Origin of the sequence: Fodinibius salinus (assembly GCF_008124865.1) — a bacterium.
Taxonomy (GTDB): Bacteria; Bacteroidota; Rhodothermia; order Balneolales; family Balneolaceae; genus Fodinibius; species Fodinibius salinus.
This window is the reverse complement of sequence record NZ_VNHY01000002.1, coordinates 733,703-760,377: the sequence shown is the minus strand read 5'-3', so window position 1 is coordinate 760,377 and position 26,675 is coordinate 733,703. Positions and strand designations below refer to the sequence as shown.

Sequence of the window (26,675 nt, the reverse complement as noted above, 5' to 3'; positions counted from 1 at the left end):
TAATGTAAGAAAAAATCTTCGCACCTTCTTAACATGCTGTACATTAATTTTTGGACACATTAAATTCTGATTCATGAATCAATCTCGACCCTCATTTGCATTATCGATTTGTTCTTTTCTTATAGCTGTTCTGTTGTGTTCGGCCTGTTCTCCCCCCTCATCACTGTCCTCCTCAAAACCATTGCCGCCACCCACATATGAGATCCGCGATACCACCCAGAAAGGCAGTATGTGGCTCTTACCCCAAGTAAACGGTACGGTACACAACCAAATGAAAAAAAACGGCCTTAACATTGATTCCCCAAGTATTTACAGTCCAGAACAACCTTCTCTTAGCCAGGCAGTTGTGCAGATTAACACCGCTCCCAACAGCAGTGCCAGCGGATCGTTTGTTTCCCCGGATGGACTCGTCCTCACCAATTATTATCCAGCCCTAGAAGCACTTTCTTCCTCTAAAGATAATGTTACCCATTATCGTTCTAACGGATTTTATGCCGGCGGCGCAGAAGATGAAATACCACTTCCAGGTATCACTTTACGCATTACGATTGAACAGCGGGATGTAACAGATCAAATTAACAAGCTACTGGCCGACTCCCTGACCTACCGCGAAGAACAGAAACAAATACAGCAAATAAAAAAGCAGCTTATTAATAAACGCAAGCAGGATAACAAGAATCTAAAAGTAGAAATCAACGATCTCTGGGCAGGCAACCAGCAATATATGTCAGTGTATAAAGTGATAAGAGATGTACGGCTTGTACAGATGCCACCAGAAGCTATTGCCCGATTCGGCGGTATAAGCTCCAACTGGAAATGGCCACAATATTCAGCCAGTTTTTCATTTTTACGAGCGTATGTAAGTCCCGAAGGGAAAAGCCAGACCTACCAGTCCTCTAACGTTCCCTTTACACCAGCTAAGCATCTAAACATAAGCAACGAAATGGTTTCGACGGATGACTTTACCTTTACACTTAGTTTTCCCGGTCAAACATTCAGAAATAAAAGTAGCTACGGTCTCAACTTTTATCAGAACATCCGCAATCCTGTACTCACTAAATTATACCACTCTATCTTAGATGCTCAACAGTTTAGTAACCAGAAACAAACCAAACCACCCTCCCTCAGCAAAATATCGGCCGCCGACAATCTAACCTACTACTATGGCATTCAGCAGGGATTTGAGCAATATCATCCCGCTGAACAAAAACGAGTGCTTGAACAACAATTTAAAAACTGGACGGAACAAGACTCTCTGCGAGAGATCAAATATCGACGGGTATTGAGTCAGCTGGAGCAGGCCTACAATATACGATCCCAAACCGGCGACATGCTGTATGCACTCGTCTACCCACTCAATAACAGTAAGCTGCTGGAGATTGCCGGGCTGTACGATTCCTACCGAGAGTATATTAGCGACTCGACCAATACCGAGCCGATACAGGCCAAAAAAGATAGTCTGCTTACTAAACAGCAACAAATCCTGCAGTCCATAAATATCGATACACAACGGCGGATGCTTGCCAACATGCTGCACGTTCTGGCTACCCTGCCCGAAGGTAAAGTAATGTTTTACCTGCTACAGCAGTTTGGGGAGGCTGACGACGACAAACTCAAAGAGGAAATCCGTCAATACCTAAAAACACAACAAGAGCAATCTATTATCTTTAACACTGATAACGCTAAAAAGTTTGTTTCGCTGCCTGCGGCTGAAGCGCGTAAGCAACCGGTTGATGCAATGGTAAAACTGTACCAAGAAATTGTTGATACCTATCGATACAGCCGGAAAAACTATATGCAACATTTTGCATACCTGCGTCCTGCTCAACGACGATACCAACAGGGCATGCTCACATTTCTTAGAGATTCTACTCTCTATCCAGATGCTAACGGCACTCTACGTTTAAGCAGCGGGACCGTACGGGGAGTGACAACAAGCAGTACCAATTACACTCCATTTTCAAACTTTCGTACATTATCCGACAGCACGCTGTCCAAACTTCCCCCCTCACTCAAAAAAGACACCAGTAAGATCCCACGGCCTAATTTTTTGACAACTAATGATATAACAGGTGGCAGCCGAGGTGCACCTATACTAAATACCGACGGACAATTAATAGGACTTGCATATGACAGAAACCTACAGGCAGCTGCGGGTGATTACTTTTATGATCCCAAATTAAATCGTACTATCAATGTAAATGTCCAATATATTCGATATTTACTGGACCAACATTTTAGCGCAGATCGTTTACTAAAAGAACTCAAAGAATAATAGTCTTCACAGAGGGATGCTGAAAACTATAAGGGTAATCTTAAATCATGATATTCATAACGACAAATAATGTCATTTGAAATTATATTTGTCTTCGGATTATTAGCAATTGCATTCATCCTGTTTGCTACTGATTACGTATCGTTTGATATAACGGCTCTTATCCTGCTGTTAAGCCTTGTTAGTAGCGGTATTTTGTCACCAAGAGAAGGACTTGCCGGTTTCAGTAATCCGGCTACTATAACCGTCGCAGCTATGTTTATCCTTAGTGAGGGATTGCGCAAGACGGGGGTATTAAATACTGTAGGTGATTATTTTACCCAAAAAATTGAACAGAATTTTGGGTTGGGCCTCTTTCAACTACTATTATTTGTCAGCGTTTCGTCGGCCTTTATTAATAATACAGCAGTGGTAGTTATCTTTATTCCGGTTATGATGGACATTGCTGCACGCATTGAAATAAGCCCCTCAAAACTGCTAATGCCCCTTTCTTTTGCAGGAATATTTGGCGGTATCTGTACATTCATCGGCACCTCTACCAACATCCTTGTAAGTTCCATTGCCGAAGACCGCGGACTTGCTCCCTTTTCGATGTTTGAATTTTCACCTATGGGTCTTATTCTGCTGGGTAGCGGTTTTCTGTTCATGTTTACGATAGGTATCCGAATGATTCCCAATCGGCGTGAAAATGAACAACTTACAACAGGCTACGAAATGCAAGAGTTCTTGACTGATATTATTATCAATCCAACCAGTAATTTATTGGATGAGTATCTAGACGAAGAAGAACTTACAAAAAAACTGGATCTTGACGTCATCCGAATTTTTAAACCAGAGAGTAACCGTTCAGCACAGCGTACCAAAACAAAAATTGAAGCAGGTGATACGCTGAGGATTCGAGGCAGTGCATCCGAAATAAATAAGCTGCTGAATCGTAATGATTTTACCCTAAAGCCAACCAAAGAATGGATGGATGTCCATTTAGAACGCGGTACCGATGCCTTGGTTGAGGCTGTTATTGCTCCTGAATCTCCCCTCCAAGGAAAAACATTGAGTGAAATCAGTTTCGCCGAACGCTATGGGGCTGTTCCTCTTGCCATACGTCACCACGGACAAATTGAACAAGAAGATCTCGATAGTTTTCGCCTATCCGGCGGAGATACCTTGCTGCTGAGTATCAGTAAGGAACGCATACAAGAAATTGACCATGCTCCATCATTTGTTGTCGCATCTGAGGCTGATGTGAGCAAGAAACGGAGGGAGAAAACACCCATTGTGCTTAGTATTATTGCAGGTGTTGTCGCTGCAGCAGCCTTCAATATCGTCCCCATTGTTGTAAGCGCCATCGCTGGTGTTATCCTGCTAATGATGACCCAATGCCTGACTACAGAAGAAGCATATAACGCGGTCAACTGGAAAGTTATCATCCTGCTTGCCGGTGTCATTCCATTAGGAACAGCTATGGATAAAACAGGAGCAGCTAATTTACTGGCAAACCAAATGATTGCCCTGCTTTCTGATTTTGGTCCGCGAGCTGTCTTGTCAGGATTTTTTCTGCTCACCACGGGCATTACTGCTGTAATGTCAAACAATGCATCAGCAGCTCTATTGGCACCAATCGCCATAGAGTCGGCCAACTCAATGGGCATTGATCCTCATCCGCTGCTATTTGCCGTCACCTTTGCAGCATCATTAAGTTTTATTACGCCCTTTGGTTACCAAACTAATACCTTGATTTACGGAGCTGGACAATATAAATTTACTGACTTCACAAAAATAGGACTGCCGTTAAATATTCTTTTTTGGATATTGGCTACCATATTTATCCCAATTTTTTGGCCCTTTTAACTTATGAAGCAATGGTTTAAAAAAACATTTACCATTACCGGCTGGCTGCCCGAATATAATAGGCAGAAATTTTTGGGGGACCTTACCGCGGGGTTAACAACGGGTATTATGTTCATTCCCCAAGGAATGGCCTATGCCGTAATTGCAGGCGTCCCACCTATTTATGGGTTATATGCGGGTGTAGTTCCCCTGCTTATTTATCCACTGCTGGGCACCTCTAAAAATTTATCCATTGGCCCCGTTGCTATTGACATGCTCATTATTGCCGCAGGTATCAGCCTGCTGGCCGAACCTAACACAGAGCAATATATCAGCCTTGCTATCTTATTAACAATGATGGCCGGGGGACTACAACTCCTGATGGGCTCCATACAGCTGGGTGCAGTACTTAATGTATTTTCTCGTCCTGTTATTGCCGGCTTTACCCTAGCCGCTCCCATTATCATAGCATTTTCACAACTCAACCATCTTCTGGGGATCTCTCTACCCAACACCCAGTATGTTATTACTATCATTGAAGAGGTAGTTACCAACTGGGATGCCATCCACTTACAAACACTACTCTGGGGCACCGCTGCCATAGCCATACTGGGGATCGGCAAATACATCGACCCAGTTGTTCCCACCTCGGTTATTATCCTCGGCGGTGGTATCTTTCTGGCATGGAGTATAGATGCACAATCGATAGGCATTGAGCTGGTAGGCTCCATCCCCGAAGGTTTACCCCCTATTAAACTACCCAGTATCAACTTTAACAATATGCGGGAGCTACTGCCCACGGCTCTTACTCTTGCATTGGTACAATTTATGAACGTAGCTTCGCTGGGCCAAACCTTTGCCAAGCGTAACGACTATATCATTGATGCAAATCATGAGCTTGTAGCTATTGGAGCCTCTAATTTTTTGGGTAGTTTCTTCCAGTCTATTCCCGTTTCGGGCAGCTTTTCACGGTCGGCGGCCTCCGAGCAAGCCAATGTTCAAACACCACTGGCCAACCTCATCACCTCTGCGGTAATTATTGGTACACTGCTGTTGTTGACGCCTATTTTCTATTATTTGCCAATGCCCATTCTTGCAGCCATTATTATCGTTTCGGCCCTGAACCTCATCGACATTTCAGAGTTTGTATTTTTGTATTCTACTAAACACAGCGAGGGGCTCATTGCTTCTTTTACCGCTATATGCACACTTCTGATCGGTATCCAAGAGGGTATTCTGCTCGGCGTAGTAGCTTCAATGCTTCACATGCTGTACAAGTACAGCCGCCCGAGTGTGGCAGAGCTGGGCATTATCCCCGATACCAGGCTATTTAAAAACCTTGACCGCAATCCCGAGGCGGAAACCATCGACAGGATACTCATTCTTCGGGTTGATGCTTCGTTCTCATTTATTAATGCCGATTTTTTCAGGGACTATATTCTGGACAAGAGCCGACGACGCAATAACTCAACACAGTATGTCTTAATTGACGGAACCGCCATTAACTCCCTTGATACTACCGCCATCGAAAAAATAAAGTCAATGATTTCCATGCTCGAAAACTGGGATATTGAGCTATATATCGCCGGCTTAAAAGGCCCTGTGCGCGATGTTGTTGACAAATCCGGACTACGGGAATTTCTGGGAGAAGATCATTTTTTCAGAGAACCGCATGAAGCCGTTAAAGCGATTTTAAAAGAAATAGGCAACGAAGCACAAATGGAAAACTATGACGATATAAGCGGTTAACTATTCAGTATCTCCGGCGTCACCATCCACTGCAGGCGCGCTGTTCCCGGCTCAACCTGATCCCAGCTTATTGCGGGATGCTCCATACACACCAACGTACCCTGGAGCATGCGAACAAGATACTGCCCTTCGCTGCTGCACAGCCCTGATACCAGCCTAGAAACCAGCGGATTATGTCCGACCAGTAATATATTATCCACCTCATCGGGTGCCTGCCGGATAGCCTGGTGATAATCTGCCGGACCGCCCGAATAAAAATTATCATTCCAATTAATATTCAGGCTCAGGCCAGCACTTTCTGCTAATAAGGTAGTAGTCTCCCGGGCACGCTTAGCCGTTGAACTCTCGATATAACCAGCTGCAATACTTTGCTGATCAAGAAACTGCCCAATTTTGGTCGCATCGCCACGCCCCTTAGCAGTTAGCTTTCGCTTCTTATCTGTAGATGCGCTGCCGCCTCGCTGAGCTTCGGCATGACGCAATATCATAATAGTTTTCATGAGAATGTGTTAAATGTAATTTGGTTATTCTGTCAGGTGAACATAAAGATTAGTATTCATTCTTTCGTAACTATCATAACCCTTCGCGGCGGATGGCCAAATTTCGACGGTAATAAGACTGTTAATCCCAAGAATTCTGCAAAAACAAGATTGTGGAAACAGTTCGGTAGATCTATATAAGTCGGTTTTCAAAGCTCTTCTATGTAAGCCACAAAAAGAGTAAAAAGCAGGAGAAATGTATATCCAATAGCGAAGGAGTAGTAACTATTGCGGTAAGAAGATTTGTGCAGAAAAAAAGTTAAAGCAAGAAGAAACAGGAATGAAAGAATAGTGATAAGGGGAAAAGACATCATGCATTAAGGGTTAGACATCTAAACGGTTTATTGGATATTTGTGCACTTAGAGTAACTAAAAATGGGGATGGGAGCAATGAGGTGTTTCCCCTGACGTAAACCAAAATCACATGCCAACAATCTACCCTTACATATAAAACCCGACAAACCAACGAAGGCCTGCCGGGTTCCAGCTACTGCTATGCTACGTATTTTAGCATCACCACCAGTTTTAATGGGTGGCCATCCTTATTTCCTTTTTAAACCTACGGGCTGGGACATGTGCCCCACTGCGGCTGAATGCTGCTATTCCCGTCAAAACCGGCATTGGTATCAAAATCAGTGGGCTCTGACGAAATGTTGGATACACACCAAGTGCTAATATCCTGGTTGAAGGATGAAGCATCATTAAACATGAAATCCATATTGGTTACTGCCGAGGTATTCCAGCTGCCAATATCTTGATTAAAAGAGTTGGCAGACCTAAACATACTATACATGTCAGTTACGGAGGATACATCCCAGTTGCTAAGATCTCCATTAAAAGCATTAGCATACTGAAACATAAAGCTCATATTCGTTACACTACTAACATTCCAGTTGCTGATATCTCCGTTGAAGACAAAAGCAAAAGCAAACATGTAACGCATATTTGTCACATTTGACACATCCCAACTGCTGATATTTCCATCAAAGGAAGAGGCATCTTTAAACATTTGACGCATATTTTCTACACTCCCCACATCCCAGCTGCCAATACCCCCGTCAAAAACATCGGCATCCTCAAACATACGGCTCATTTCTGTCACACTACTGACATCCCAGCCGCTGATATCTCCGTTGAAGGCATCTGCTCCAGCAAACATAACGCCCATATCCGTCACCGAAGATACATTCCAGTTGGTAAGATCCTGATTAAAGGCTGAAGCACCAGCAAACATTGAATTCATATCAGTTACTGCCGAAACATCCCAACTACTCAGATTTTGATTGAAGGAACTAGCACCTTGAAACATGGCACTCATATTCGTTACCCCGGACACATCCCAGCTGCTAAGGTCTCCGTTAAAAACATCCGCTATATAAAACATAGAACTCATATTTGTCACGCTGGATACATCCCAGTGGCTAATATCCCCATTAAAGGTGCTGGCCCCATCAAATAAATTGCTCATATCGGTGATACCGGAGGTACAAGTGGTGGGGGCATTGGAAGGAGTGATCTGGGACTTGCTGCGCTTGGTATAAGTTGTACCGTTGATCGTGCCGGTATCACCCACGCTAGCTGCTTCACAGATGATGGTCACTCCGTTGGATGCCAGGTAAAATGCCTCAAATACCGCCGTTACCTCTTTAGGCTCGTCAATGGTTATCTGCTGGGGATTGCCGGAGCCCGTGATCGCCCCCTGCCATTCTACAAACTTCCAGTCCGCATTGGGGTTGGCCGTCAGCTCTACCACCGTGCCGCTATCGTAATCGGTGGGTTTACTCGAGACCACCTGTTGGTCCACGTTGCCCTGTCCGGTGGTATTGATCGTAAGGGCATACTGCTTTTTCTCAAAGATCGCCGTAATATTTTTATCCGAATCCACCGTAATAGTGGTTGTGCTGCTGGTGCCGGTGTGGTCTCCTTCCCAGCCCGCGAAGATCCACTCTTGGCTGGAAGTGGCCGCAATTTCGGCCGTGCTGCCTTCTTGGTATAGCTGTTCAGTAGGCGATACACTACCCCCATTGGAGGGAGAGGCACTCAGGGTGAGCTTATATTGCGGTTTGGTATCATCGTCTTGTGGTTTGGTATTGTTGGAGTTGCAGCTGCCAAACACCAGGAGTCCGCCCAGTAGCGCAGCTAATGATAGTAGTTTATAAGACATAATGAATAAGGTTTATTATATATAATATTCTCTTTTAGATAGTTAGATAGCAATAACGGTCAGTAGATCAGCCGCCTGTTATTATATACGCAACTGAATATGGGAAGGGGTCAAATTTGTTGAAATAATTTCTTTAACACCTTCAAGGAGTGAGCAAATAACCAACTAACCGGTATTAGATCTCAAAATATGCTTGGGAGCAAAGAAAGTCAGCGTGGCTCCGCGGGCAATCATAAAAAGCGTCATTGCCAGCCACAGCGCGTGGTTCCCCAGATAAAATACCCCAATACCATACGTCGGCAAAAAGACTAGTCCCGTAGCAATAATCATCGAATTACGCATGGGTCCCGTAGCCGTAGCTCCGATAAAAATCCCGTCCCAGATATAAGAAAAACTGCTTACTGTGGGACCGGCGATGGTCCATAAAAAGTAGATCATAGCCGTATCTATCACATCCTGCTGGTTGGTAAAAATTTTCAAAATATGAACATTGAAAATAGCATATACTCCCGATGCCAGCACGCCAATCCCGATTCCCCAGATAAAGCAGTATTTAACAGCCAAGTTTATCCGTTTCTGCTGATCGGAACCTGTATATCGACCAATCAGGCTCTCGGCTGCATATGCAAACCCATCGATGCCGTAGGAAACGATCATCCAAAGCTGAAGCAAAATAGAATTGGCAGCCAGCACTACATTACCAAACTCGGCAGACTTAGCCGTAAAAAATGAGAAGGTAGTAATAAGACACAGCGTACGAATAAATATATCGCGGTTAACAGAGAAAAATTTCTTGATTGCTTTAACTTCCAGCAACAGCTTGTGCACGTAATTTTGCAGCCAATCCTTGTATTTGACTACCAGTAAGATAACGGCCAGTGAAAGACCAGCATAGCGAGCAATGAGCGTACCCCAGGCCACACCATCTACATGCATACCCAAGCTATACACAAAGAAGACATCCAGAATAATATTCAGGCTGTTTAAAAAGATCGTCACAATCATGGGATAGCGAGCATTCTGCATCCCCAAAAACCAACCATTGATGGCATATAAACAAAGCGTTGCCGGGGCGGTAAATATGCGTATATTGAAATAAATGCGTGTATAACGCTCTACTTCGGCAGAGGCTTCAACCAGCCAAAAGCTAAAGTCAGCAATCCAGATCTGCAGAACCACAATAAGTACACCAATCACCGCAGCCACTGTAAGTGCGCGTGCCAACGTCATAATACTTGCGGTTTGCTCTTCTTCCCCAAAGGCCTGTGCTGTAAGACCTGTTGTGCCCATCCGCAGGAAACCAAATCCCCAAAAGATAAAGTTGAAAATCATGCTCCCTACAGCAATGGCTCCCAGGTAATAAGCATCATCAAGGTGACCAATAAGCGCAGTATCCACTGCACCCAGCAGCGGTACCGACAGATTGCTAAGAATGTTGGGGATGGCCAGGCGAAGTATTTTTCGGTTCAACCGACTGGGATATACTTTTATTGATTGGAATTGTCATCATAAAAACGACTGCGCAGCCGTTTTACAAAGTTCTCAATATAACCTAATCCAAAAAGAATTACGATGGCAATTAGGGTAAGAATAGTAGCAAATATAAATTCTTGTAATGCAACCGTAATACCAATGGCACCAGCAAATAAAATAGAAGCGGCTGTTGTCAATCCCTCTACGGTTTCGTCCTGATTTCTAAAAATAATCGTTCCTGCTCCTAAAAAGCTAATACCGGTAATAATAGCTTCAATAATACGGATAGGATCTGACTGGATAGCCTCAACGACAGGTCCACTACTGTAGTTAGCAATCATCAGGTCCCCCAGGACAACAAGCAACGAAGAGGCACCCGCCACGAGCATGTGCGTGCGCAGACCGGCCGGCTTCTGGGCCATCTCTCGTTCTAAACCCATTAGCCCACCCAAGAACATTGCAAAAAAGACTTTAAAAATTGGTATCCAATCAATATTAAATTCCATTACGGTAACCTTATATTTCGTGCATATTCTATTTTTTACCTATCATCCACCACTATGGAAATTAGCTATTGGCAAAGCCGTTGGCAAAAGAATAATATTGGCTGGCATATGGAGGAAGTTTATCCGCTGCTGCCAAAATTGTGGTCCAAGATGTCGGCACTAGCAGGTGCAACGGTTTTGGTACCATTATGCGGGAAAACACTTGACCTGAAATGGCTGGCCAACCGCGGATACCAAGTCGTGGGCATTGATGTCTCGGCCAAGGCACTGCATGCTGTTATGGATGATGTGGACGAACCCTTCATCGAAGATTCCAGCCATGGGTTTACTATATATCGATCCGATAATATTAAACTTTGGGAGGGAGATTTTCTCAATCTGCCGGTAACGGCTGTTCCAACGCCCAATGTTATTTATGATAAAGCCTCCATTGTTGCACTGCCTCCGGATATGCGTAAAGAATACACCAATAAAATTCTTCAACTCTGCGGAAATCAAACGGAAATACTGCTTCAGACTTTTTGTTATAATCAAAATGAAATGAACGGTCCCCCCTTTTCTGTGGATAAACAGGAAATAAACCGGCATTACGGACAGCAGTTTGATATCCATTTACTCCATCAGCAATCAAAATTTGAGGAGCTCAAAAAGTTCCAGCACAGGGGATTATCTTCCTATCTTACGGAAAAAGTATTTCGACTAAAACCAAAAACATAATTCCACTTTATTGTTAGCAGTAAATATTTGATCTTAAGCAAGCTCGGCATTTTTGCAGATCCCTTGCATATCAACAAGCCGGCATGTATTTTCTAGGTCTTATTTTTCGTTAATCATCTTAATTATACCTTTTCGCAACATGGATGTACAAAAGCGTAACCGATATATAAGTTTAGGATTATTCGTTGTTATTATTGGGTTGGGATACTGGTTATATCACTCAATTGTTACCCCTTATCAAGAGGTTATTAAACGTGAACAAATGACTGAGCGTGTACGTCACCAAATGGGTAATATTCGTGATGCACTTACGCGATACGAACGAAATACCGGAGAGTTCCCTCCTACCGAGGGCGGGCTGGATACGTTAGTTAAGTATCTGAAAACAGATTCCACAATGATTATGAAGGGCGATTCACTGTTTCAGCCGCTCAAAGAAAATAAAACCTACAATCCCGATTCGTTGATCTACTCCGTTCGGCCTCCGCATAAAAAGTTTCAATATACGCTGAACGATACACTTCGACCTGAAATTTACCTGCTAGAAGATCCCGATACCGAAGATAAAATCGGGTCACTCGAAAAAACAACCTTGCTCAATGCAGGCAGTTGGGAATAATGGTGCATGGAAGACTCAAATCCTAGTTTAGGGCTTAGCTTTTTTGGGAGTCGGCTGTTTTATGCCGTCAACGATTCTGATAATCCCCGGAGAGTTAACCGAATAGGATCTTACGACTTTAATGTTGATATATCCGAAGCGCTGCTCGGTGATAACGAGCAGCAGTTTCGGGGTATCAGCAAAACTGTTGATGAACTTAAACAACAATATTCGGTTCAGCGACTGCGCATTCACTCTTTCCCCTCTCAGGAATGCTGGACTACTGTTCCCAAGATTGTTTACGACGACTCTGATGAGCGAGAGAATCATATCAATATTTTAATGAACGGTGTCGATCGTAAACACATCCATCCTACTTGGTACAACCTGAGCAATCAGGGACATAAATTTTTGCTGCTGCGCAACCGCGAGTCTACAGCTGGACTTCAACAGCTGGCTGCCAAGGCCTCAACCTCCGACATGATCAGTGATTTTGAGATTGGCATGCGGTGGATTCAACACGCCAACCCCGGCGGCTCTTTTATGACCATCTGCTGTTTTGGCAACTGCATCTCGGTCTGCTCATTTATACTCGGCAAACTACGCGGTGCTACCTACCTGCCGTTCGATGACATTGAAGATCTGCCCTACCTATGGCTGCAGCACGCACAAGAATTGCAATGGATGCAAGGACTACACGACAATATCTATCTATATGGTGCAAGGGCGTACCGGGTAATAGAAATACTGCAGCCCTTTTGGGATGAAGCCGGCACCATCATCAAAATGGATTCGCTTGATGATATGATGATTGAAGCTGAAGAAACCACCTACGGGTTTAACCTCGAGCAGGCATTCCCCGCTGTACTGCTTGCCCTCGATCTTAACTAAAAGTTCGTCATCAGTACAATACATACTTTAATAAAAGTAAGTAACTAACCCTTCCAGCATATTTTTTTTACATTAGGATAAATCTTTATCATATCAGATAGCACATTATATGCGTATCATTACCGGTTTATTGAAAGGGCGACGAATTAATATGCCCAGCACACTTAATGTTCGACCTACTGCAGCACGAACCAGAGAGGGGTTGTTCTCTATTCTGGATGCCCGAAAGTTTATCCGAAATACACGGGTACTAGATCTTTTCGCCGGCTCGGGCAGTCTTGGCATCGAAGCTATCTCACGCGGGGCCGAAAAGGTCCTTTTTGTGGACAGCGACCGCCGCAATACCCAACACATCGAAAATGTGTGCAACGAATTTAACATTGCTGACCAAATTCGCACCGCCCCGACAACCGTTCAAAAATTTCTAGACGGTATACCGCTGCCCTACGACATTGTATTTTGTGATCCTCCGTATGACTTCCCTGACATGTATGAAATGATTGCAACCATCACTACTGACGGATGGCTGGCTGAAGGCGGATGGCTAATCCTGGAACACGACAAGCGGCACAATTTTACTGATCATCCGCACTGTGCCTATTACAAAGAATACGGTCGTACGCATGTAAGCATCTTTCTTGATGAACCCGGAATCGAATTTTAATCAACTGCTTTTATGAAAACATTAGCACTTTATCCCGGTTCTTTTGATCCCGTCACCTATGGACACCTTGACATCCTTGAACGCGCCACCGAACTTTTTGACAAAGTCATTATCACCATTGCCATCAACAAACAAAAGGAAACGGTATTTACCGGAGATGAACGTGAAGCCCTTATTGCTGAATGCTTAGAAGATAAAAATTGGGCCAGCCGCGTTGAGATTCAACAGTTTACCGGCCTACTTGTTGACTTTGCCAAAGAAAAAAATGCCCAAACGCTGGTGCGCGGCGTGCGGCAGGTTTCCGATTTTGAATATGAATTCCGTATGGCCCTCACTAACCGCCGGCTGGCACCTGAAGTAGATACGGTATTTCTGATGCCCAACGAGCAGCTCACCTTCATTTCGGCCTCGCTGGTTAAAGAAATTGCCCATTGGGATGGCGACCTATCCTCTTTTGTACCTGAACACGTGAGTAATGCATTACGAGAAAAATTTGACCATACGTAAGTACCATCTCTATAGCCCGCACATCTCGCTTCGTTCTATATCCATCCCTCTCAAGAGGGATTATGTAGAATTACGGCACACTTTTTTCTATTTTCCCCACTGCTAACAACAATTCATAACAATCAACAACATGATTTCATCCCGTGCGCAATCGGTAGCTCCCTCTGCAACACTTGCCATTTCTGACAAAGCAAAAGAACTTAAGGAAGAGGGAAAATCCATCATATCACTCAGTGCCGGCGAACCCGACTTCAATACTCCCAAACACATTTGTCAGGCTGCCATTAACGCTATTAATAATGGCTTTCACGGTTACACCATGAATACCGGGACCCCCGGACTGCGAAAAAGCATCACCAACAAACTACAGCGCGACAATAATCTGAGCTACAGTCCCTCCCAAATTGTGTGTACCAACGGCGCTAAACAAGCACTCGGTTTTAGCATGCTGGCAATGATTGACGAGGGTGATGAAGTTATTATACCTGCTCCCTACTGGGTTTCCTATCCACAAATGGTAAACGTAGCCGACGGGACGCCCGTGACGGTACGCACTTCTTTTGATAATAACTACCGGATAACGGCCCAGCAGCTAAAAGACGCCATTACCGAACAGACCAAAGCCGTAATGCTCTGTTCTCCCTCCAATCCTACGGGCACTTGCTATAGCAGAGAGGAATTAAAGGCACTGGCAGACGTTTTGGATGATCATCCCCAAGTAAATATTATCTCAGACGAAATTTATGAATATATCGTTTTTGAGGATGAGCATGTCGGGATCTTGAATGTAGCTCCCCAACTTAAAGAACGCACGGTACTCATTAACGGTTTTTCCAAAGGGTTTGCTATGACGGGCTGGCGACTGGGTTACCTGGCAGCACCTCAGGATTTTACTGATGCCGTTGCCAAAATTCAAAGCCAGGAAACTTCAGCTCCTTCGGCTATTTCTCAAAAGGCCGGTGAAGCCGCCTATAGAGGATCTCTTGATGCAGTAACAAAAATGCGAGAAGCTTTTAAGAAACGTCGCGACTACATCGTTGGTGCATTATCTGAAATCGAAGGTGTCAAATGCTTTACCCCCTCAGGTGCTTTTTATGTATTCCCTGATATCAGCCATTATTTTGGACGCTCGGATGATAACGGAACCACTATTGAATCCAGCACAGAGCTGTGCATGTACCTTATTGAGCAACATGGACTTGCTGCAGTACCCGGTGATGCTTTTGGCGAACCCAATGGCATACGGCTGAGCTACGCCGCTGGCATGGACCAGCTTAAAGAAGCCATAAGCCGGCTGAAAAAAGGACTGCAAGAACTATCCTGATATGTCAATTTGCAATAATACCTGCATTTGGCATTAAATATGCTATACATTTATGCTAATACGATTTTGAATCATTCGAAAACAACCCATGCCTACATACAAATACAAACGAGAAGACGGAACCACCTTTGAAACCCGCCAAAGTATTAATGATGATGCCCTCGAAGAATGTCCCGATACGGGCCAAAAAGTTAAGCGGGTTATCAGCGGCGGAGGCGGCGTAGTCTATAAAGGCGACGGCTGGTACGTCACTGATTATAAAGACAGTGACCGTAAAGAAAAGCGGGCCGAAGCAGCCGAAAAAAAGAACGGGACCACTGATTCTGCTGACTCTAACGACAGTACTTCGAATAACAAGACCGCTACTGACAATAACACATCTGATTAAGTTGTGGATTCAAAACACTCGAAAACGCATGAAGAAGCATTAGAACAATTTGTATTGCTTTGGGGCGAAATGGCCTCCGCTTGGGGTATCAATAAAACAATGGCACAAATTCATGCCCTACTGTATGCCGAGGCTGATCCGTTGGATACTGACACAATCATGAACCACTTGGATATCAGCCGAGGGAATGCCAATATGAACCTGCGTAAACTGGTGCAGTGGCAGCTCATCCACAAGGTACATTTTAAGGGCAAACGAAAGGATTTTTTCACCGCCGAGAAAGACGTCTGGAATATTGTATCTACTATCATACGCGAGCGACAACAACGTGAGGTAGCACCCATCCGTGAAAATCTTAATGAGACCCTTGCTCTTTTTGATGAGCCGGATTCACTTTCGGGGGAAGAACAAGCATTCAAAGAACGGATAGAAAATTTCACTACCTTTCTGGAAATGTTTGAACGCTTTACCGAAGCGCTGTTGCCCTATATCAGCAAAAGTAATCTCAAGTTCTTGAAACATTTGGTGAAGCTTGCAGAAATGAAAAACAACATCACCGAACCCAACCAACCTCCTGAGGATGAGTAATAAATCCAACCGCGAAATTGGCGATGAGGGCGAAGAGCTGGCCGCCGCTTATCTGGAATCCAAAGGATACACTATCCTGGAGCGTAACTACCATTTTGAACATGCTGAGGTGGATATCGTCGCTTATGATAATGAAGCCTACATTATCTTTGTGGAGGTAAAAACCCGTTCTTCCAATCAGTTTGGTGAACCTGAAGAATATGTGGATGATGAAAAGATTGCCAATGTCTATAAGGCCGCCGAGGCCTGGCTGTATGAACGCAAAATGGACGGGGCTCCTGTTCGCTTTGATGTGATTGGTATCTTACAACAAAAGGGGCAAGCTCCAGACATTTCGCACTATGAAAATGCGTTTCGACCAGGGCGATAAGTATTTACCACATAAACATAAAGGAGAAGCCATTCCCCTCACTTTACTGCACTCAATATAGGACAACTATTCGGGAGTATAATTCCCGCTGTCTTGGGCTGTTTTTACGCATCCACGCTTGAAACAAAATGTTGATAAATGTAGAACGTTTATTAATACCTATTTACCTGGGATAACCTTTTCATTCGGTCAGGAAGGCAGAATAACCAATGCCAACAAACTAATATATAAAGGTTATCCCGATCAGTACATTGCTTATGTGTCGATCACCTCTCCAGGAAAAAGATTAAACATAAAGAAACCCGCAGCAGCTACGACGCCACTGCGGGTACAAAGTATCCTACGGGAAAATAGGTCCGTCGTTTACTCCACCGGGCTCCAATAAGGAATAAGATCACCGGCGCCGTTGGCCGTTAGGTTAGTCGGAATTCCGCTGCCGTCAGCATTAATTTTATAGATTTCCCCATTCCCATCGCGGTAAGAGGTAAAGGCCAGTTCACTGCCGTCCGGGGACCAGCTGGGGTAGGCATCTGTCGCCGGGTCGTTAGTCAATTGCTGCACGCCGGTGCCGTCGGGGTTCATCGTATAAAGCAATTGGTTCCCTGAACGGTTACTGTCAAAGACAATTGTACTGCCATCCGGCGACCACCGGGGCGTGGCATTATTATAAGAATCGCTGGTGAGCTGCTGGCGGCCGGTCCCGTCGGGATTCATGGTGTAAATCTCATAGTCCCCGTCGGTATTGCTGGCATAGACAATCTTGGAACCATCCGGGGACCAGTGGGGGAAGGCATCACGAGCGCTGTTGTTGGTCAGCCGCTGCTCCCCGCTGCCGTCGGCCCCGATCGTATAAATTTCGTTATTCCCGCTGCGACTGTCCACGAAGGCCAGTTCGCTACCGTCCGGGGACCAGCTGGCTATATCTGTCGGAACCACTTGCGCTCCCGCGGCCGTCAACTGCTGGACATTTGCCCCGTCGGCATCCATCACATACAGGTGGGTCGTAGAACCCCCGCGGTCACTCGTAAAGGCAACCTTGGTGCCGTCGGGAGAAATGGGTCCGGCAAAGTCAGCGGCGGTGTTGTCGGTTAGTTTCGTCGGGGACGAGCCGTCGGTATTCATCAGGAACACCTCCGTATCCCCGTCGCGGTTACTGCTAAAGGCAATCTTGCCATCAGCCACGGCCTGGCACTCCACGGTAAAGGATGTGGAGGTGGTATCCCCGGCCGTAATGGTCACCGTTTGGGGGTTGCTGCCGCTGACCGAGCAGTTGCCGGCGATGCCGGACAGTTCGGTATTCACGTCCCCTTCGGAGAGGCCGGCCAGGATCACGGTGCCCGACGACGATACGCTCTTGCTTGCCCCATCGGCGCTGGCGGTGTAGCCGTCGGCGTCAATGTCATCACCGGTGCTGCTGGTGGTCACTTCCACCGCCCCGGTGGTGGGCTGGTCGTCATCATTATTATTGTCATTGGTTGGGCCGTCATCGCCACAGGCAGCCACCAATAGCAAAGTCATAAATAAGGTCGATAGTTGTATTAGTCGTCTCATAATGATAGTTGATTATTGTAATGAATGTAGGATAATCACAGAACTACTTCTGTAGTATTCATTATTATATACGTGATTCTGAACAAAATGAGCTCAAATGAGTGACATATCGTAGCTATAAGCATAGGAGAATGCTCATAGCTGATAAATAAACATAAAGAAACCCGCAGCGGCTGTGATGCCACTGCGGGTAAAAGTTATTATTCGAAAAAATGGTCCGTCGTTTACTCCACCGGGCTCCAGTAGGGGTTAACGTCACTGGCGTTGTTGGCCGTCAGGTTAGTCGGAATCCCGCTACCGTCAGCATTAATTTTATACACTTCATCATTCCCAGCACGGTCAGTATAAAAGGCCAGCTCACTGCCATCCGGCGACCAGCTGGGGAACTCATCCGACCCCGGGTCGCTAGTTACCTGCTGCACGCCGGTGCCGTCAGGGTTCATGGTGTAAATTTCTAGGTTCCCTGAACGGTTGCTGGCAAAGGCTACCTTACTGCCATCGGGGGACCAACGAGCCATACCATTATTATCGCTGTCGGTGGTGAGCTGCTGGCGGCCGGTCCCGTCGGTATTCATGGTGTAAATCTCATAATCCCCGTCGGTATCGCTGGCATAGAGAATCTTGGAGCCGTCCGGTGACCAGTGGGGCCAGGTATCCGTTGCGCTGTTGTTGGTCAGCCGCTGCTCGCCGCTGCCGTCGGCCCCGATCGTATAAACTTCCCCATTCCCGCTGCGGCTGTCCACAAAAGCCAGAGTGGAACCGTCCGGCGACCAGCTAATCCCTGCTAGTAATAGATTCACACTCGCTCCCGAGGATGTCAGCTGCTGGACGTTCGACCCGTCAGCATTCATCACATACAGGTGAGTTGTAGACCCGCCGCGGTCACTGACAAAAGCAATTTTGGTGCCGGTCGGAGAAATCGGCCCGGCAAAATCAGTGTCGGAGTTGTCGGTGAGTTTCGTCGGTGAGGAGCCGTCGGTATTCATCAGGAAGACTTCCCCGTCCCCGTCCCGGTCGCTGATAAAGGCAATTTGGCCGTCGGCCACGGTCTGGCAGCTCACGGCAAAGGAGGTGGAGGTGGTATCTCCGGCCGTAATGGTCACCGTTTGGGGATTGCTGCCGTTGACCGAACAGTTGCCGGCGATCCCGGACAGCTTGGCATCCACGTCCCCTTCGGAGAGGCCGGCCAAGGTTACCCTGCCCGACGAAGGCATGCTCTTGGTGGCCCCGCCCGCACTGACGGTATAGCCGTCGGCGTCAATGTCGTCACCGGTGTTGTTGGCGGTCACTTCCAGTGCCCCGGTGGGGTCGTCATTGTTGTTGCCATTGGTCGGGCTATGGCCGTCATCGCCACAAGCCGCCACCAATAGGATGGTCAAAAATAAGGTCGCTAGTTGTATTGGTCGTCTCATAATGATAGTTGATTATATTGATTGTTGTAATGTAAAGTAATCACAGAAATATTTTTGGTATTCATTATAATATGCGTAATCCCAAACATAAAGGGGGTCAAATCAATGGATGTTGATCTAGAGTAAAAAAATAAATGTGGTGGTAGTATTTTTGCTAACCTTGCGGGACATACAAGCCTCCTCTCTCTACAGATATTATTATAGCACGTACAGGAAAAAGATGGAGAAATGAGATTCAAATATCAAATCTTGTCGAAATTCGGGATCCTGACAGCGTTGCAAAATAGAGGATTTTTAATATGGATCAAGCCTTCTGAAATACCCGCTGCAGGGCTGACTTGCCAATTGACCAGTACCAGCCTATGACCAGACCGGTAATAATATGCCAGATGCCCCACCAAGCGGCGACCAAAGCCATGCCTCCAAGGCCGTTAAAAAAGGTAAAGATAAGCAACAGCCCCAATCCTGAATTTTGAATACCGGTTTCTATGGCAATGGATTTACGGTCTTTGCGGTCAAGATTAAAGAGCCAGGCCAATCCATATCCGCTGCTTAGTGCAAAGGCATTGTGAAAAAACACCAAGCCGACCACCAAATGCACGTAATTCAAAAAGTTGTTAATATTCATACTAAAGGCTACCAATACAAAACCGGCAAAAAACAATATCCCAAATCCTTTAATCCAGGATGATATTTGATCAGCCAGTGGCTCTTTCCAAGACCGTACGAGCATACCCACAACAAGAGGCACTCCCAGGATGAGCCCCACAATCTTAAAAACCTCCCACAAATTTAGATGAATATCTTTTAAAATAAGATTTGTTGGCTCATAAAAACTGGCCCACAGGGTAAAGTTAAAGGGGGTCATTACAATGGCAAAAAGAGTAGCAATAGCCGTCATGCTTACCGAAAGAGCTGCATTACCTTCAGCTAAAAGAGAAAAAAAGTTTGAAATATTTCCACCGGGACAAGCCGCAACCATGAACATACCCAGCGCCAGGCTCGGCTTTGGTTCAAATCCTAATATCAATAAAAAAGTAAGTGCAGGCAGCAACACAAACTGTGAAAAAACGCCCACTAAGGTAGGCTTGGGATCATTCAGCAGCCGCTTAAAATCATTGACAGAAAGTTCCAGTGCCACTCCAAACATGATAATTGCCAGCGAAATATTCATTGCCAGCAAACCACTGTCATCTAGATTTATGCGGATCGCGTCTAAGGATTCAGCCATTAATCAATAATTATTTTTCGGTTTCCAGGGAAGTTAAATAAGCTAAGAATAAAGAGTTCAAGGCGGTAAATGTATACCCCCAACAATTACTCTATCACCACATTGGGGCGCAGCTTTTCCATTGTTTTCGGACCAATGCCGTTCACTTTCCTGAGCTGCTCCACATCCGTAAAGTCTCCGTTTTCTTTTCGATAATCAATAATGCGCTGGGCATAAGCCGGACCAATGCCGGGTAAGTGATCAAGCTGTGATTTGTCAGCCGTATTGATATTAATAGGGAAGGCCTCGGCGGGATCCGGATCCTTATCTTCAATCATGGTCCGGGGCATCTTTTGAGCAATCTTCTCGGGATGTTCCCAGATCCCTTTATTCTGTTGCTGAGCTTTTTCTGTATATCTTTTAAAGGCTTCTACAGAATCGGGGTGCTGAGCATAATACGGTTCCGGCTGTCCCAGTCCCTGTTGCAGCAAATACTTGTTTACTACAATTTCCTGTCCATCTTTTTTAAGTGTCACATAGGCTTGAAACGCTCCGTACCCTGCTTGTGGCGTTCCACCCGAGGGGCCCTGCAGCTTGACTTGTGATTCTGATATGAGGTTACGCACACGTTTTGCAGCTTCGCTACTATAATATTCCGAAGAGTCGTTACCGGCATACATACGAGGCACTTTAACACCCAAAAACTCTACCTCGTATTCAAAGCTAGGGGCTATCTCAATGCTAAATTCACTGCCATCCTGCACTTCCTGAACTGCATACCACTGATCAGCATTAAGCGGCGGTGCCGGTGGTTGCTCTTCGCCTTTTGCTCGGCGCAGTACTCCTCGAAAATCCTGATAATACTGATTGGTAATTTCATCAGAATAAATGATCAATAAATTTTCATCGTTATTGACTTCCGCATTTTTTGAAAAGTTATATGAACCGGTTAACGTCACTCCCTTGTCGGTAGAATCCGGATGGGCGGCATCCAACAACATCACCTTATGATGCAACTTACGCATTTCGTTGGCCGGTAGAATCTCACGGTTCGTTACGTTTGCTTCGGGTGATGCCCAGATATCACCATTACTTTTGTAGCGACCATAAAACAGCGGATCAATAATACCGCTAAGTGCAATATTCCCGGTGGCTGACATCTTCCAAATTGTGCGGCTAAGCGGTATGCTGGGAGTAATGGCAAAAGCCTGGAAAGCAACATCATGTTGGACTTCGGCCTGAACAACCTCTACCAGTCTGTTCATTACACTGGGCTTGGTATCATTACGATTGATAGGCGCAAAATACAGCTCCACTTTGGTATCATCTACATAGTAAATGTGATCGCTGACTCCCTTTTTATCCTTATGATATTTTGCCCGGCCTGCATTGGGAGTGTCTGTTTCACTTCCCCACATTTGTTCAAATTCCCGTGTATAGGCTTTGGCTATTCCATCATCCTTAATAACAATAATATTATTAGTGTTATAGGCACCGGTATAGGTAAGGTTGGTCGATCCGGTCCATACTAAATCATCATTGGGAGAATCATTGCGTCCATCGATGACGGCAAATTTGTGGTGCATATCTGCCCCAGAATTTGTCAGCGAGTGATCCGAGATACCGCCGTTGGGCTGATAGATATCGCCGTCATCATCAATAGATGTAATACCGGCCTGGCGCAACGTAGCCCACATTACAGAATCAATGTGTGCAGCATCGGATCGATTATAGTTATCAGTAACAATACGAACATCTATCCCTCTTTGATGTGCTGCAGCCAACGCTTGCCCTATGCGCTGGTGTTCAAGATCATAAATAGCCAAATCAACGCTGTATCGGGCGTCCCGAATGAGCGATTCCAATATTCCGATCAAATCTTCACGGCTATTACTCATATTGCCGGGTAGTGCTACTGAATAATCAGCCGGCATATTGAAATATACCTTGATCCACTCGGTGGTACTACTGTCTGCTGTTGTTTGACTTTTACTTTGCAGAGGTAACAACGCTGCCGCAATAATCAAAAATCCAACGACCCGACGTTGTAGTATCATTCCTGTTGTTTTTCATCCGTTTTTTATCGTATTTTCGAGTTGTAATGTACAGTTTTAATGGGCCATAAAGCAATTTGAGTGATGAATTTACAGCTTTTAAATCCCTTACGATGGCGGAAATCGTTCCTTCTCTTCATCCTGGGAGGCTTCGTGGTTGTTTGGTTCAGCTTTATAGATACCTACAGTATCTGGAAACGTATTGAACTTAATCAGCGTAAAGCTGAGTTAAAGAAAAAGAAAACGCAATTAAAAAAGGAAACAGCTGTACTCAAAAGAAATATCTCGAATCTCGAATCTGATCCCTTTTTACTGGAGCGTATTGCCCGCGAAGAGTATGGTATGAAAAAAGAGGGAGAACTTATTTATAAGGTGAAGGTTTCAGATTAGGCTGCTCACTTATCTTGAACCATCGACTGTCGCTTGTCTTTCTTATACTATAAACCAAAATAAAGAGTTATTATAACCCTCAATATTACATAAAATCCTGTGTCAGCAACAGCTTCTGCATGAAACGAATGTTTACATACAAGGCTTGGTCTCTGGGGCTGTTGCTGGTATTTTTGTTGGCTGTTATTCAGCCACTTTCAGCCCAAGATAGCACGGGAGTAGATAATCTCCTTAATCGCTCTTCGCAACTGGATACTACGAAAACCAACGATCAGCGTCAGAACACCCCAAATAAGCAATCAAACAATCAATCCGGGCGTGGTAACGCAGGCGCGCCTGAGCAAGAGGGACAAGTGAACTTTCAGGCAAGCGACTCGCTGATCTTTGAGTTTAAAGAAGATCGCATTGCTACCCTTTATGGTTCTTCATCAGTAGTACATACATCCGGTGAACTACAGTCCGGCAAAATATCCATGAACCTTGACCAAAATCTGGTAAGTGCCAAAACCCAAACTCCGCAGGATACGCTTTCCCAACCGGTACTAATTAGAGATGACCGACGTATTCGAAGCAATAAAATCGACTTTAATTATGAAAGTGAAAGCGGACGTTTCGAGGTAGCTCGGGTAAATGTTCAAGATGGTAACCTTATCGGCAATAAGGTTAAAAATACCGGCCCCAATGTTGTTTTCCTGGAAAATGCTAAGTACTCAACCTGTCAGCTCGACCACCCACATTATTATATTAAGGCAGATAGAATGAAGGTTGTTGACCAAGAAAAAATATTTTTCCAAAATGCGCGACTATTTATTCTGGATATTCCTTATCCGCTAATTTTTCCTTTCGGTTATCTTCCGGGCAAATTTGATAAGAAACAATCAGGCCTCCTACAGCCAACCTATGTATTTCAAGACCAACAACGACGGGGAATTGGACTGAAAGATTTTGGCTGGTTTCAGTACTTCAACGATTACCTGACGGCCCGCGCCTCTATCGATATTTTTACTTCGGGTACCTATTTTATAGATACACAGACTAATTACCGAATTCGCAATAAGCTAAACGGAAATGTACAAGTAGGATACTCTAAGAGAAATAGCGGGTTGGAACCGACGGATCCCGATTATACATCGAGGGTAGAAAAGGAACTACGAATTTCACACCAGCAACAGTTTTCACCTTACGCCAACTTTAATACCAATATAAACCTACGTACTGAAGATTTTAATCAACAAAACTCTTTTAATCCCACTGAACGCGCTGAGACCAGCACGAGCTCCAGTATTAATTATCGATATCGACATCCCAATAACACCTACAATTTTGATGCATCTATCCAGCAAAACCAAAATTTTCTGACTAATGTAACCCGTGTTCAAGGACCCGACTTGAACTTCAGTGTAAAACAATTTTCACCTTTTGAAAACGAGCAAACCTCTGGCAACGAATCAAAGTGGTACGAAAAAATATCTTTACGGTATCAAAATAGTTTTAACTCCGATTACGAGTTTGATCCTGTTCGCAAGGACTCTGCCCGTATTAATTGGTTTGAGGCCCTGCGAGATCCCACTAAATATCGCCAATCTACAGATGATACCGATCACTATAAATTCGGATTCCGACAACGAGCAAATCTAAGTGTAAATCAAATTTTACCCAGCCAATTTTTAAACGTTAGCCTTAACGGGCAATATAATGAATACTGGTTTCCCACCACCATACGTAAATCTTTTAATGCCGATTCCAATCAGGTAGTAGATCAGCAAGTTCGCGGTTTTACCTCGGCCCGGGATTTTAGTGCCGGACTTAGTTTTACCACAACCGTTTATGGTATTATGAATGCAAACATCGGAAATATCACAAGCTTTCGTCATACTCTGCGCCCACAATTTTCACTTAATTACCGCCCAGATTTTAGCAGCGATTACTGGGGATACTATCGCACAGTACAAACCGACACTACTCGGAAACCCGATGGAACACTACCCAGCCGAGAATATTCAATTTTTGAAAATGAAGTCTTTAGCGGTCCCCAAGCCGGTGAACAACGATCAGTCGGGTTTGGAATCGGCAATGTCTTTGAAATGAAAAAAGTAAGCCGCGATTCTACCGGTGAAAAGAAAGAAGAAGTTGTACGGCTTATTGACCAGTTTAATATAAATTCCAGCTACAATTTTGCGGCCGACAGTCTTAAACTTGCCAACCTGCAAACAAACTTAACGGCCAGCATCTTACCGGGGCTGGATATCAGGGCTGATGCCAATTTTAACTTTTACCAACGAAATGCCCAGGGACAAAAAATTGATCATTTCCGAATTTCTAACTCCCGGCAGCTTGCAGAATTAACCAGCTTTTCTACGGGAACCAGTTATTCGGTGAAATTGGGCGAACAGGGATTGCAAGCAGATGATCGACCTAATTATCCGAAGAATTATAACCCTCTTAACCAACGTATTTTTCATCCCGTAGATCAATATTTTAACCAACAGCCCGTACAGGATTTTAAAACACCATTTTCATTTTCGATAAACCTTAGCTATCGCTGGTCACTGAACCCCAATCCCAATCAGTCCAACAACAAGTCAGCAACCATTAATGCCAATAACATCAGCCTGAAACTTACACCAAAGTGGAATTTCAAAACCCAGATTGGTTATGATTTTATTCGGAAAAAATTAACCCCTTCACAATTTAATCTTACCCGCAAACTCCACTGCTGGGATTTTTCATTCACCATGAATCCTTTTGGAGATAAAAAATATTATTTCTTTTCACTGCGGATTAATGCAGGTCGGCTGCAAAGCATTATTCAAAAATTACCGGGACTTAATAATCTAGAACGAGGTTCTGATCAAGCCGGACGAACACCTCGCGGCTTTTAGTCTTCTCTACTCTGCAAATGTTTTTGCACATATTTTCCCAAGATGTCGAACTCTAGGTTTACCGCATCACCGACTGATTTGGAGTATAAATTCGTATGCTCATAGGTATAGGGAATAATAGCCACCGTAAACCTATTCCCGGTTTCTTCAGCTACTGTTAAGCTTATTCCATCAATAGCAATACTCCCGCGTCCAACAATAAGACTGCTATGTTCTCTCGGATATTCAACTGTAAATAACCAGTCACTGCCTTCCTGTTCAATATTTTTAATAATCCCCGTGACATCTACATGCCCTTGTACAATATGTCCGTCCAGCAGCTGGTCAGGACTCATAGACCGCTCTAAATTGACCGGTGATTCTACTCCAAGATTACCAATAGTTGTTTTGCGGAGTGTCTCTTCCACGCTCTGAACGGTAAAAGTTTGCTTATCACAAGCCGTTACGGTATGGCATACGCCGTTAATGCTGATACTTTCATCCACCGACAACTTTCCGGCGAAATCGGCTGCAATGGCTATTTCTTTACCACCGTCAAGTGAGATAATATTCTGTACTGTACCGACTGATTTTATAATTCCTGTAAACAACGCAGA

23 protein-coding genes are annotated in these 26,675 nt (G+C 44.7%); 14 read left to right on the top strand and 9 right to left on the bottom strand.

Going from position 1 to position 26,675, the window contains the following annotated elements; all coding sequences use genetic code 11:
• Positions 1-73 precede the first annotated feature (73 nt).
• The 3 genes from LX73_RS08260 to LX73_RS08250 all read left to right on the top strand — a co-directional run bounded on the left by LX73_RS08260 (position 74) and on the right by LX73_RS08250 (position 5,851).
• Entirely contained in the window at positions 74-2,275 is a 2,202-nt protein-coding gene (locus LX73_RS08260; protein WP_148898999.1) for a S46 family peptidase, read from the top strand.
• A gap of 69 nt (positions 2,276-2,344) precedes the next feature.
• On the top strand, positions 2,345-4,123 hold the full coding sequence (locus LX73_RS08255; protein ID WP_148898998.1) for an SLC13 family permease: 1,779 nt from the start codon (positions 2,345-2,347) through the stop codon (positions 4,121-4,123).
• Positions 4,124-4,126: 3 nt separating this feature from the next.
• On the top strand, positions 4,127-5,851 hold the full coding sequence (locus tag LX73_RS08250) for a SulP family inorganic anion transporter (RefSeq protein ID WP_148898997.1): 1,725 nt from the start codon (positions 4,127-4,129) through the stop codon (positions 5,849-5,851).
• Here LX73_RS08250 and LX73_RS08245 read toward each other — a convergent pair.
• The 4 genes from LX73_RS08245 to LX73_RS08230 all read right to left on the bottom strand — a co-directional run bounded on the left by LX73_RS08245 (position 5,848) and on the right by LX73_RS08230 (position 10,533).
• On the bottom strand, positions 5,848-6,351 hold the full coding sequence (locus tag LX73_RS08245) for a SixA phosphatase family protein (protein ID WP_148898996.1): 504 nt from the start codon (positions 6,349-6,351) through the stop codon (positions 5,848-5,850). The two genes, LX73_RS08250 and LX73_RS08245, sit on opposite strands and share 4 nt — an antisense overlap.
• Before the next feature lie 598 nt (positions 6,352-6,949).
• Entirely contained in the window at positions 6,950-8,554 is a 1,605-nt protein-coding gene (locus LX73_RS08240) for a BspA family leucine-rich repeat surface protein (protein ID WP_148898995.1), read from the bottom strand.
• A 165-nt stretch (positions 8,555-8,719) separates the two neighbouring features.
• Positions 8,720-10,024, bottom strand: coding sequence for an MATE family efflux transporter (locus LX73_RS08235; protein WP_148898994.1), 1,305 nt, complete (start codon positions 10,022-10,024; stop codon positions 8,720-8,722).
• A gap of 17 nt (positions 10,025-10,041) precedes the next feature.
• A complete protein-coding gene (locus tag LX73_RS08230; protein ID WP_148898993.1) occupies positions 10,042-10,533 on the bottom strand; it encodes an MgtC/SapB family protein in 492 nt (163 codons plus the stop codon).
• Positions 10,534-10,587: 54 nt separating this feature from the next.
• Between LX73_RS08230 and LX73_RS08225 the strand changes: the two genes are divergently transcribed.
• The 9 genes from LX73_RS08225 to LX73_RS08185 all read left to right on the top strand — a co-directional run bounded on the left by LX73_RS08225 (position 10,588) and on the right by LX73_RS08185 (position 16,580).
• Entirely contained in the window at positions 10,588-11,250 is a 663-nt protein-coding gene (locus LX73_RS08225) for a thiopurine S-methyltransferase (RefSeq protein WP_148898992.1), read from the top strand.
• Positions 11,251-11,389: 139 nt separating this feature from the next.
• The gene (locus LX73_RS08220; RefSeq protein WP_148898991.1) at positions 11,390-11,869 is read left to right on the top strand and encodes a hypothetical protein; all 480 of its coding nucleotides are present in this window, start codon (positions 11,390-11,392) and stop codon (positions 11,867-11,869) included.
• Positions 11,870-11,875: 6 nt separating this feature from the next.
• The gene (locus tag LX73_RS08215) at positions 11,876-12,739 is read left to right on the top strand and encodes a hypothetical protein (RefSeq protein WP_148898990.1); all 864 of its coding nucleotides are present in this window, start codon (positions 11,876-11,878) and stop codon (positions 12,737-12,739) included.
• A gap of 109 nt (positions 12,740-12,848) precedes the next feature.
• Entirely contained in the window at positions 12,849-13,403 is a 555-nt protein-coding gene (gene rsmD / locus LX73_RS08210; RefSeq protein ID WP_148898989.1) for a 16S rRNA (guanine(966)-N(2))-methyltransferase RsmD, read from the top strand.
• A 12-nt stretch (positions 13,404-13,415) separates the two neighbouring features.
• Positions 13,416-13,910: a pantetheine-phosphate adenylyltransferase gene (gene coaD, locus LX73_RS08205; protein WP_148898988.1), complete on the top strand. Its 495-nt coding sequence runs from the start codon at positions 13,416-13,418 to the stop codon at positions 13,908-13,910.
• A 130-nt stretch (positions 13,911-14,040) separates the two neighbouring features.
• Positions 14,041-15,234, top strand: coding sequence for a pyridoxal phosphate-dependent aminotransferase (locus tag LX73_RS08200; protein WP_148898987.1), 1,194 nt, complete (start codon positions 14,041-14,043; stop codon positions 15,232-15,234).
• An 88-nt stretch (positions 15,235-15,322) separates the two neighbouring features.
• Positions 15,323-15,622, top strand: coding sequence for an FmdB family zinc ribbon protein (locus tag LX73_RS08195; RefSeq protein WP_148898986.1), 300 nt, complete (start codon positions 15,323-15,325; stop codon positions 15,620-15,622).
• Between the two features lie 3 nt (positions 15,623-15,625).
• Entirely contained in the window at positions 15,626-16,210 is a 585-nt protein-coding gene (locus LX73_RS08190; protein WP_148898985.1) for a GbsR/MarR family transcriptional regulator, read from the top strand.
• On the top strand, positions 16,203-16,580 hold the full coding sequence (locus LX73_RS08185) for a YraN family protein (protein ID WP_148898984.1): 378 nt from the start codon (positions 16,203-16,205) through the stop codon (positions 16,578-16,580). The genes LX73_RS08190 and LX73_RS08185 overlap by 8 nt, the downstream gene beginning before the upstream one ends.
• Before the next feature lie 363 nt (positions 16,581-16,943).
• Here the strand turns inward: LX73_RS08185 and LX73_RS08180 are convergent, their stop codons facing one another.
• The 4 genes from LX73_RS08180 to LX73_RS08165 all read right to left on the bottom strand — a co-directional run bounded on the left by LX73_RS08180 (position 16,944) and on the right by LX73_RS08165 (position 22,810).
• Positions 16,944-17,819 (bottom strand): DUF5050 domain-containing protein, encoded by an 876-nt coding sequence (locus LX73_RS08180; RefSeq protein WP_170245631.1) that lies wholly within the window; start codon positions 17,817-17,819, stop codon positions 16,944-16,946.
• Positions 17,820-18,355: 536 nt separating this feature from the next.
• Positions 18,356-19,345, bottom strand: coding sequence for an LpqB family beta-propeller domain-containing protein (locus LX73_RS13130; RefSeq protein ID WP_281289668.1), 990 nt, complete (start codon positions 19,343-19,345; stop codon positions 18,356-18,358).
• A gap of 502 nt (positions 19,346-19,847) precedes the next feature.
• Entirely contained in the window at positions 19,848-20,774 is a 927-nt protein-coding gene (locus tag LX73_RS08170; RefSeq protein ID WP_148898981.1) for a bile acid:sodium symporter family protein, read from the bottom strand.
• An 86-nt stretch (positions 20,775-20,860) separates the two neighbouring features.
• A complete protein-coding gene (locus LX73_RS08165; protein ID WP_148898980.1) occupies positions 20,861-22,810 on the bottom strand; it encodes a phospholipase D-like domain-containing protein in 1,950 nt (649 codons plus the stop codon).
• Positions 22,811-22,891: 81 nt separating this feature from the next.
• On the opposite strand from LX73_RS08165, the gene LX73_RS08160 reads away from it, so the two are divergent.
• Positions 22,892-23,197: an FtsB family cell division protein gene (locus LX73_RS08160; RefSeq protein ID WP_148898979.1), complete on the top strand. Its 306-nt coding sequence runs from the start codon at positions 22,892-22,894 to the stop codon at positions 23,195-23,197.
• A 119-nt stretch (positions 23,198-23,316) separates the two neighbouring features.
• Positions 23,317-26,079 carry a putative LPS assembly protein LptD gene (locus LX73_RS08155; protein WP_148898978.1) on the top strand — a complete coding sequence of 921 codons (2,763 nt, stop codon included), beginning with the start codon at positions 23,317-23,319 and terminating at the stop codon, positions 26,077-26,079.
• On the opposite strand, the gene LX73_RS08150 is transcribed toward LX73_RS08155, so the two are convergent.
• Entirely contained in the window at positions 26,076-26,669 is a 594-nt protein-coding gene (locus LX73_RS08150; protein ID WP_148898977.1) for a riboflavin synthase, read from the bottom strand. The genes LX73_RS08155 and LX73_RS08150 overlap by 4 nt on opposite strands.
• Positions 26,670-26,675 lie beyond the last annotated feature (6 nt).

Bases quoted from the DNA above. Each gene is read 5' to 3' on its own strand.
- LX73_RS08260 (WP_148898999.1), top strand. From the start codon at position 74: ATGAATCAATCTCGACCCTCATTTGCATTATCGATTTGTTCTTTTCTT.
- LX73_RS08255 (WP_148898998.1), top strand. From the start codon at position 2,345: ATGTCATTTGAAATTATATTTGTCTTCGGATTATTAGCAATTGCATTC.
- LX73_RS08250 (WP_148898997.1), top strand. From the start codon at position 4,127: ATGAAGCAATGGTTTAAAAAAACATTTACCATTACCGGCTGGCTGCCC.
- LX73_RS08245 (WP_148898996.1), bottom strand. From the start codon at position 6,351: ATGAAAACTATTATGATATTGCGTCATGCCGAAGCTCAGCGAGGCGGC.
- LX73_RS08240 (WP_148898995.1), bottom strand. From the start codon at position 8,554: ATGTCTTATAAACTACTATCATTAGCTGCGCTACTGGGCGGACTCCTG.
- LX73_RS08230 (WP_148898993.1), bottom strand. From the start codon at position 10,533: ATGGAATTTAATATTGATTGGATACCAATTTTTAAAGTCTTTTTTGCA.
- LX73_RS08225 (WP_148898992.1), top strand. From the start codon at position 10,588: ATGGAAATTAGCTATTGGCAAAGCCGTTGGCAAAAGAATAATATTGGC.
- LX73_RS08220 (WP_148898991.1), top strand. From the start codon at position 11,390: ATGGATGTACAAAAGCGTAACCGATATATAAGTTTAGGATTATTCGTT.
- LX73_RS08215 (WP_148898990.1), top strand. From the start codon at position 11,876: ATGGAAGACTCAAATCCTAGTTTAGGGCTTAGCTTTTTTGGGAGTCGG.
- rsmD (WP_148898989.1), top strand. From the start codon at position 12,849: ATGCGTATCATTACCGGTTTATTGAAAGGGCGACGAATTAATATGCCC.
- coaD (WP_148898988.1), top strand. From the start codon at position 13,416: ATGAAAACATTAGCACTTTATCCCGGTTCTTTTGATCCCGTCACCTAT.
- LX73_RS08200 (WP_148898987.1), top strand. From the start codon at position 14,041: ATGATTTCATCCCGTGCGCAATCGGTAGCTCCCTCTGCAACACTTGCC.
- LX73_RS08195 (WP_148898986.1), top strand. From the start codon at position 15,323: ATGCCTACATACAAATACAAACGAGAAGACGGAACCACCTTTGAAACC.
- LX73_RS08185 (WP_148898984.1), top strand. From the start codon at position 16,203: ATGAGTAATAAATCCAACCGCGAAATTGGCGATGAGGGCGAAGAGCTG.
- LX73_RS13130 (WP_281289668.1), bottom strand. From the start codon at position 19,345: ATGCCTTCGTCGGGCAGGGTAACCTTGGCCGGCCTCTCCGAAGGGGAC.
- LX73_RS08170 (WP_148898981.1), bottom strand. From the start codon at position 20,774: ATGGCTGAATCCTTAGACGCGATCCGCATAAATCTAGATGACAGTGGT.
- LX73_RS08165 (WP_148898980.1), bottom strand. From the start codon at position 22,810: ATGATACTACAACGTCGGGTCGTTGGATTTTTGATTATTGCGGCAGCG.
- LX73_RS08160 (WP_148898979.1), top strand. From the start codon at position 22,892: ATGAATTTACAGCTTTTAAATCCCTTACGATGGCGGAAATCGTTCCTT.
- LX73_RS08155 (WP_148898978.1), top strand. From the start codon at position 23,317: ATGAAACGAATGTTTACATACAAGGCTTGGTCTCTGGGGCTGTTGCTG.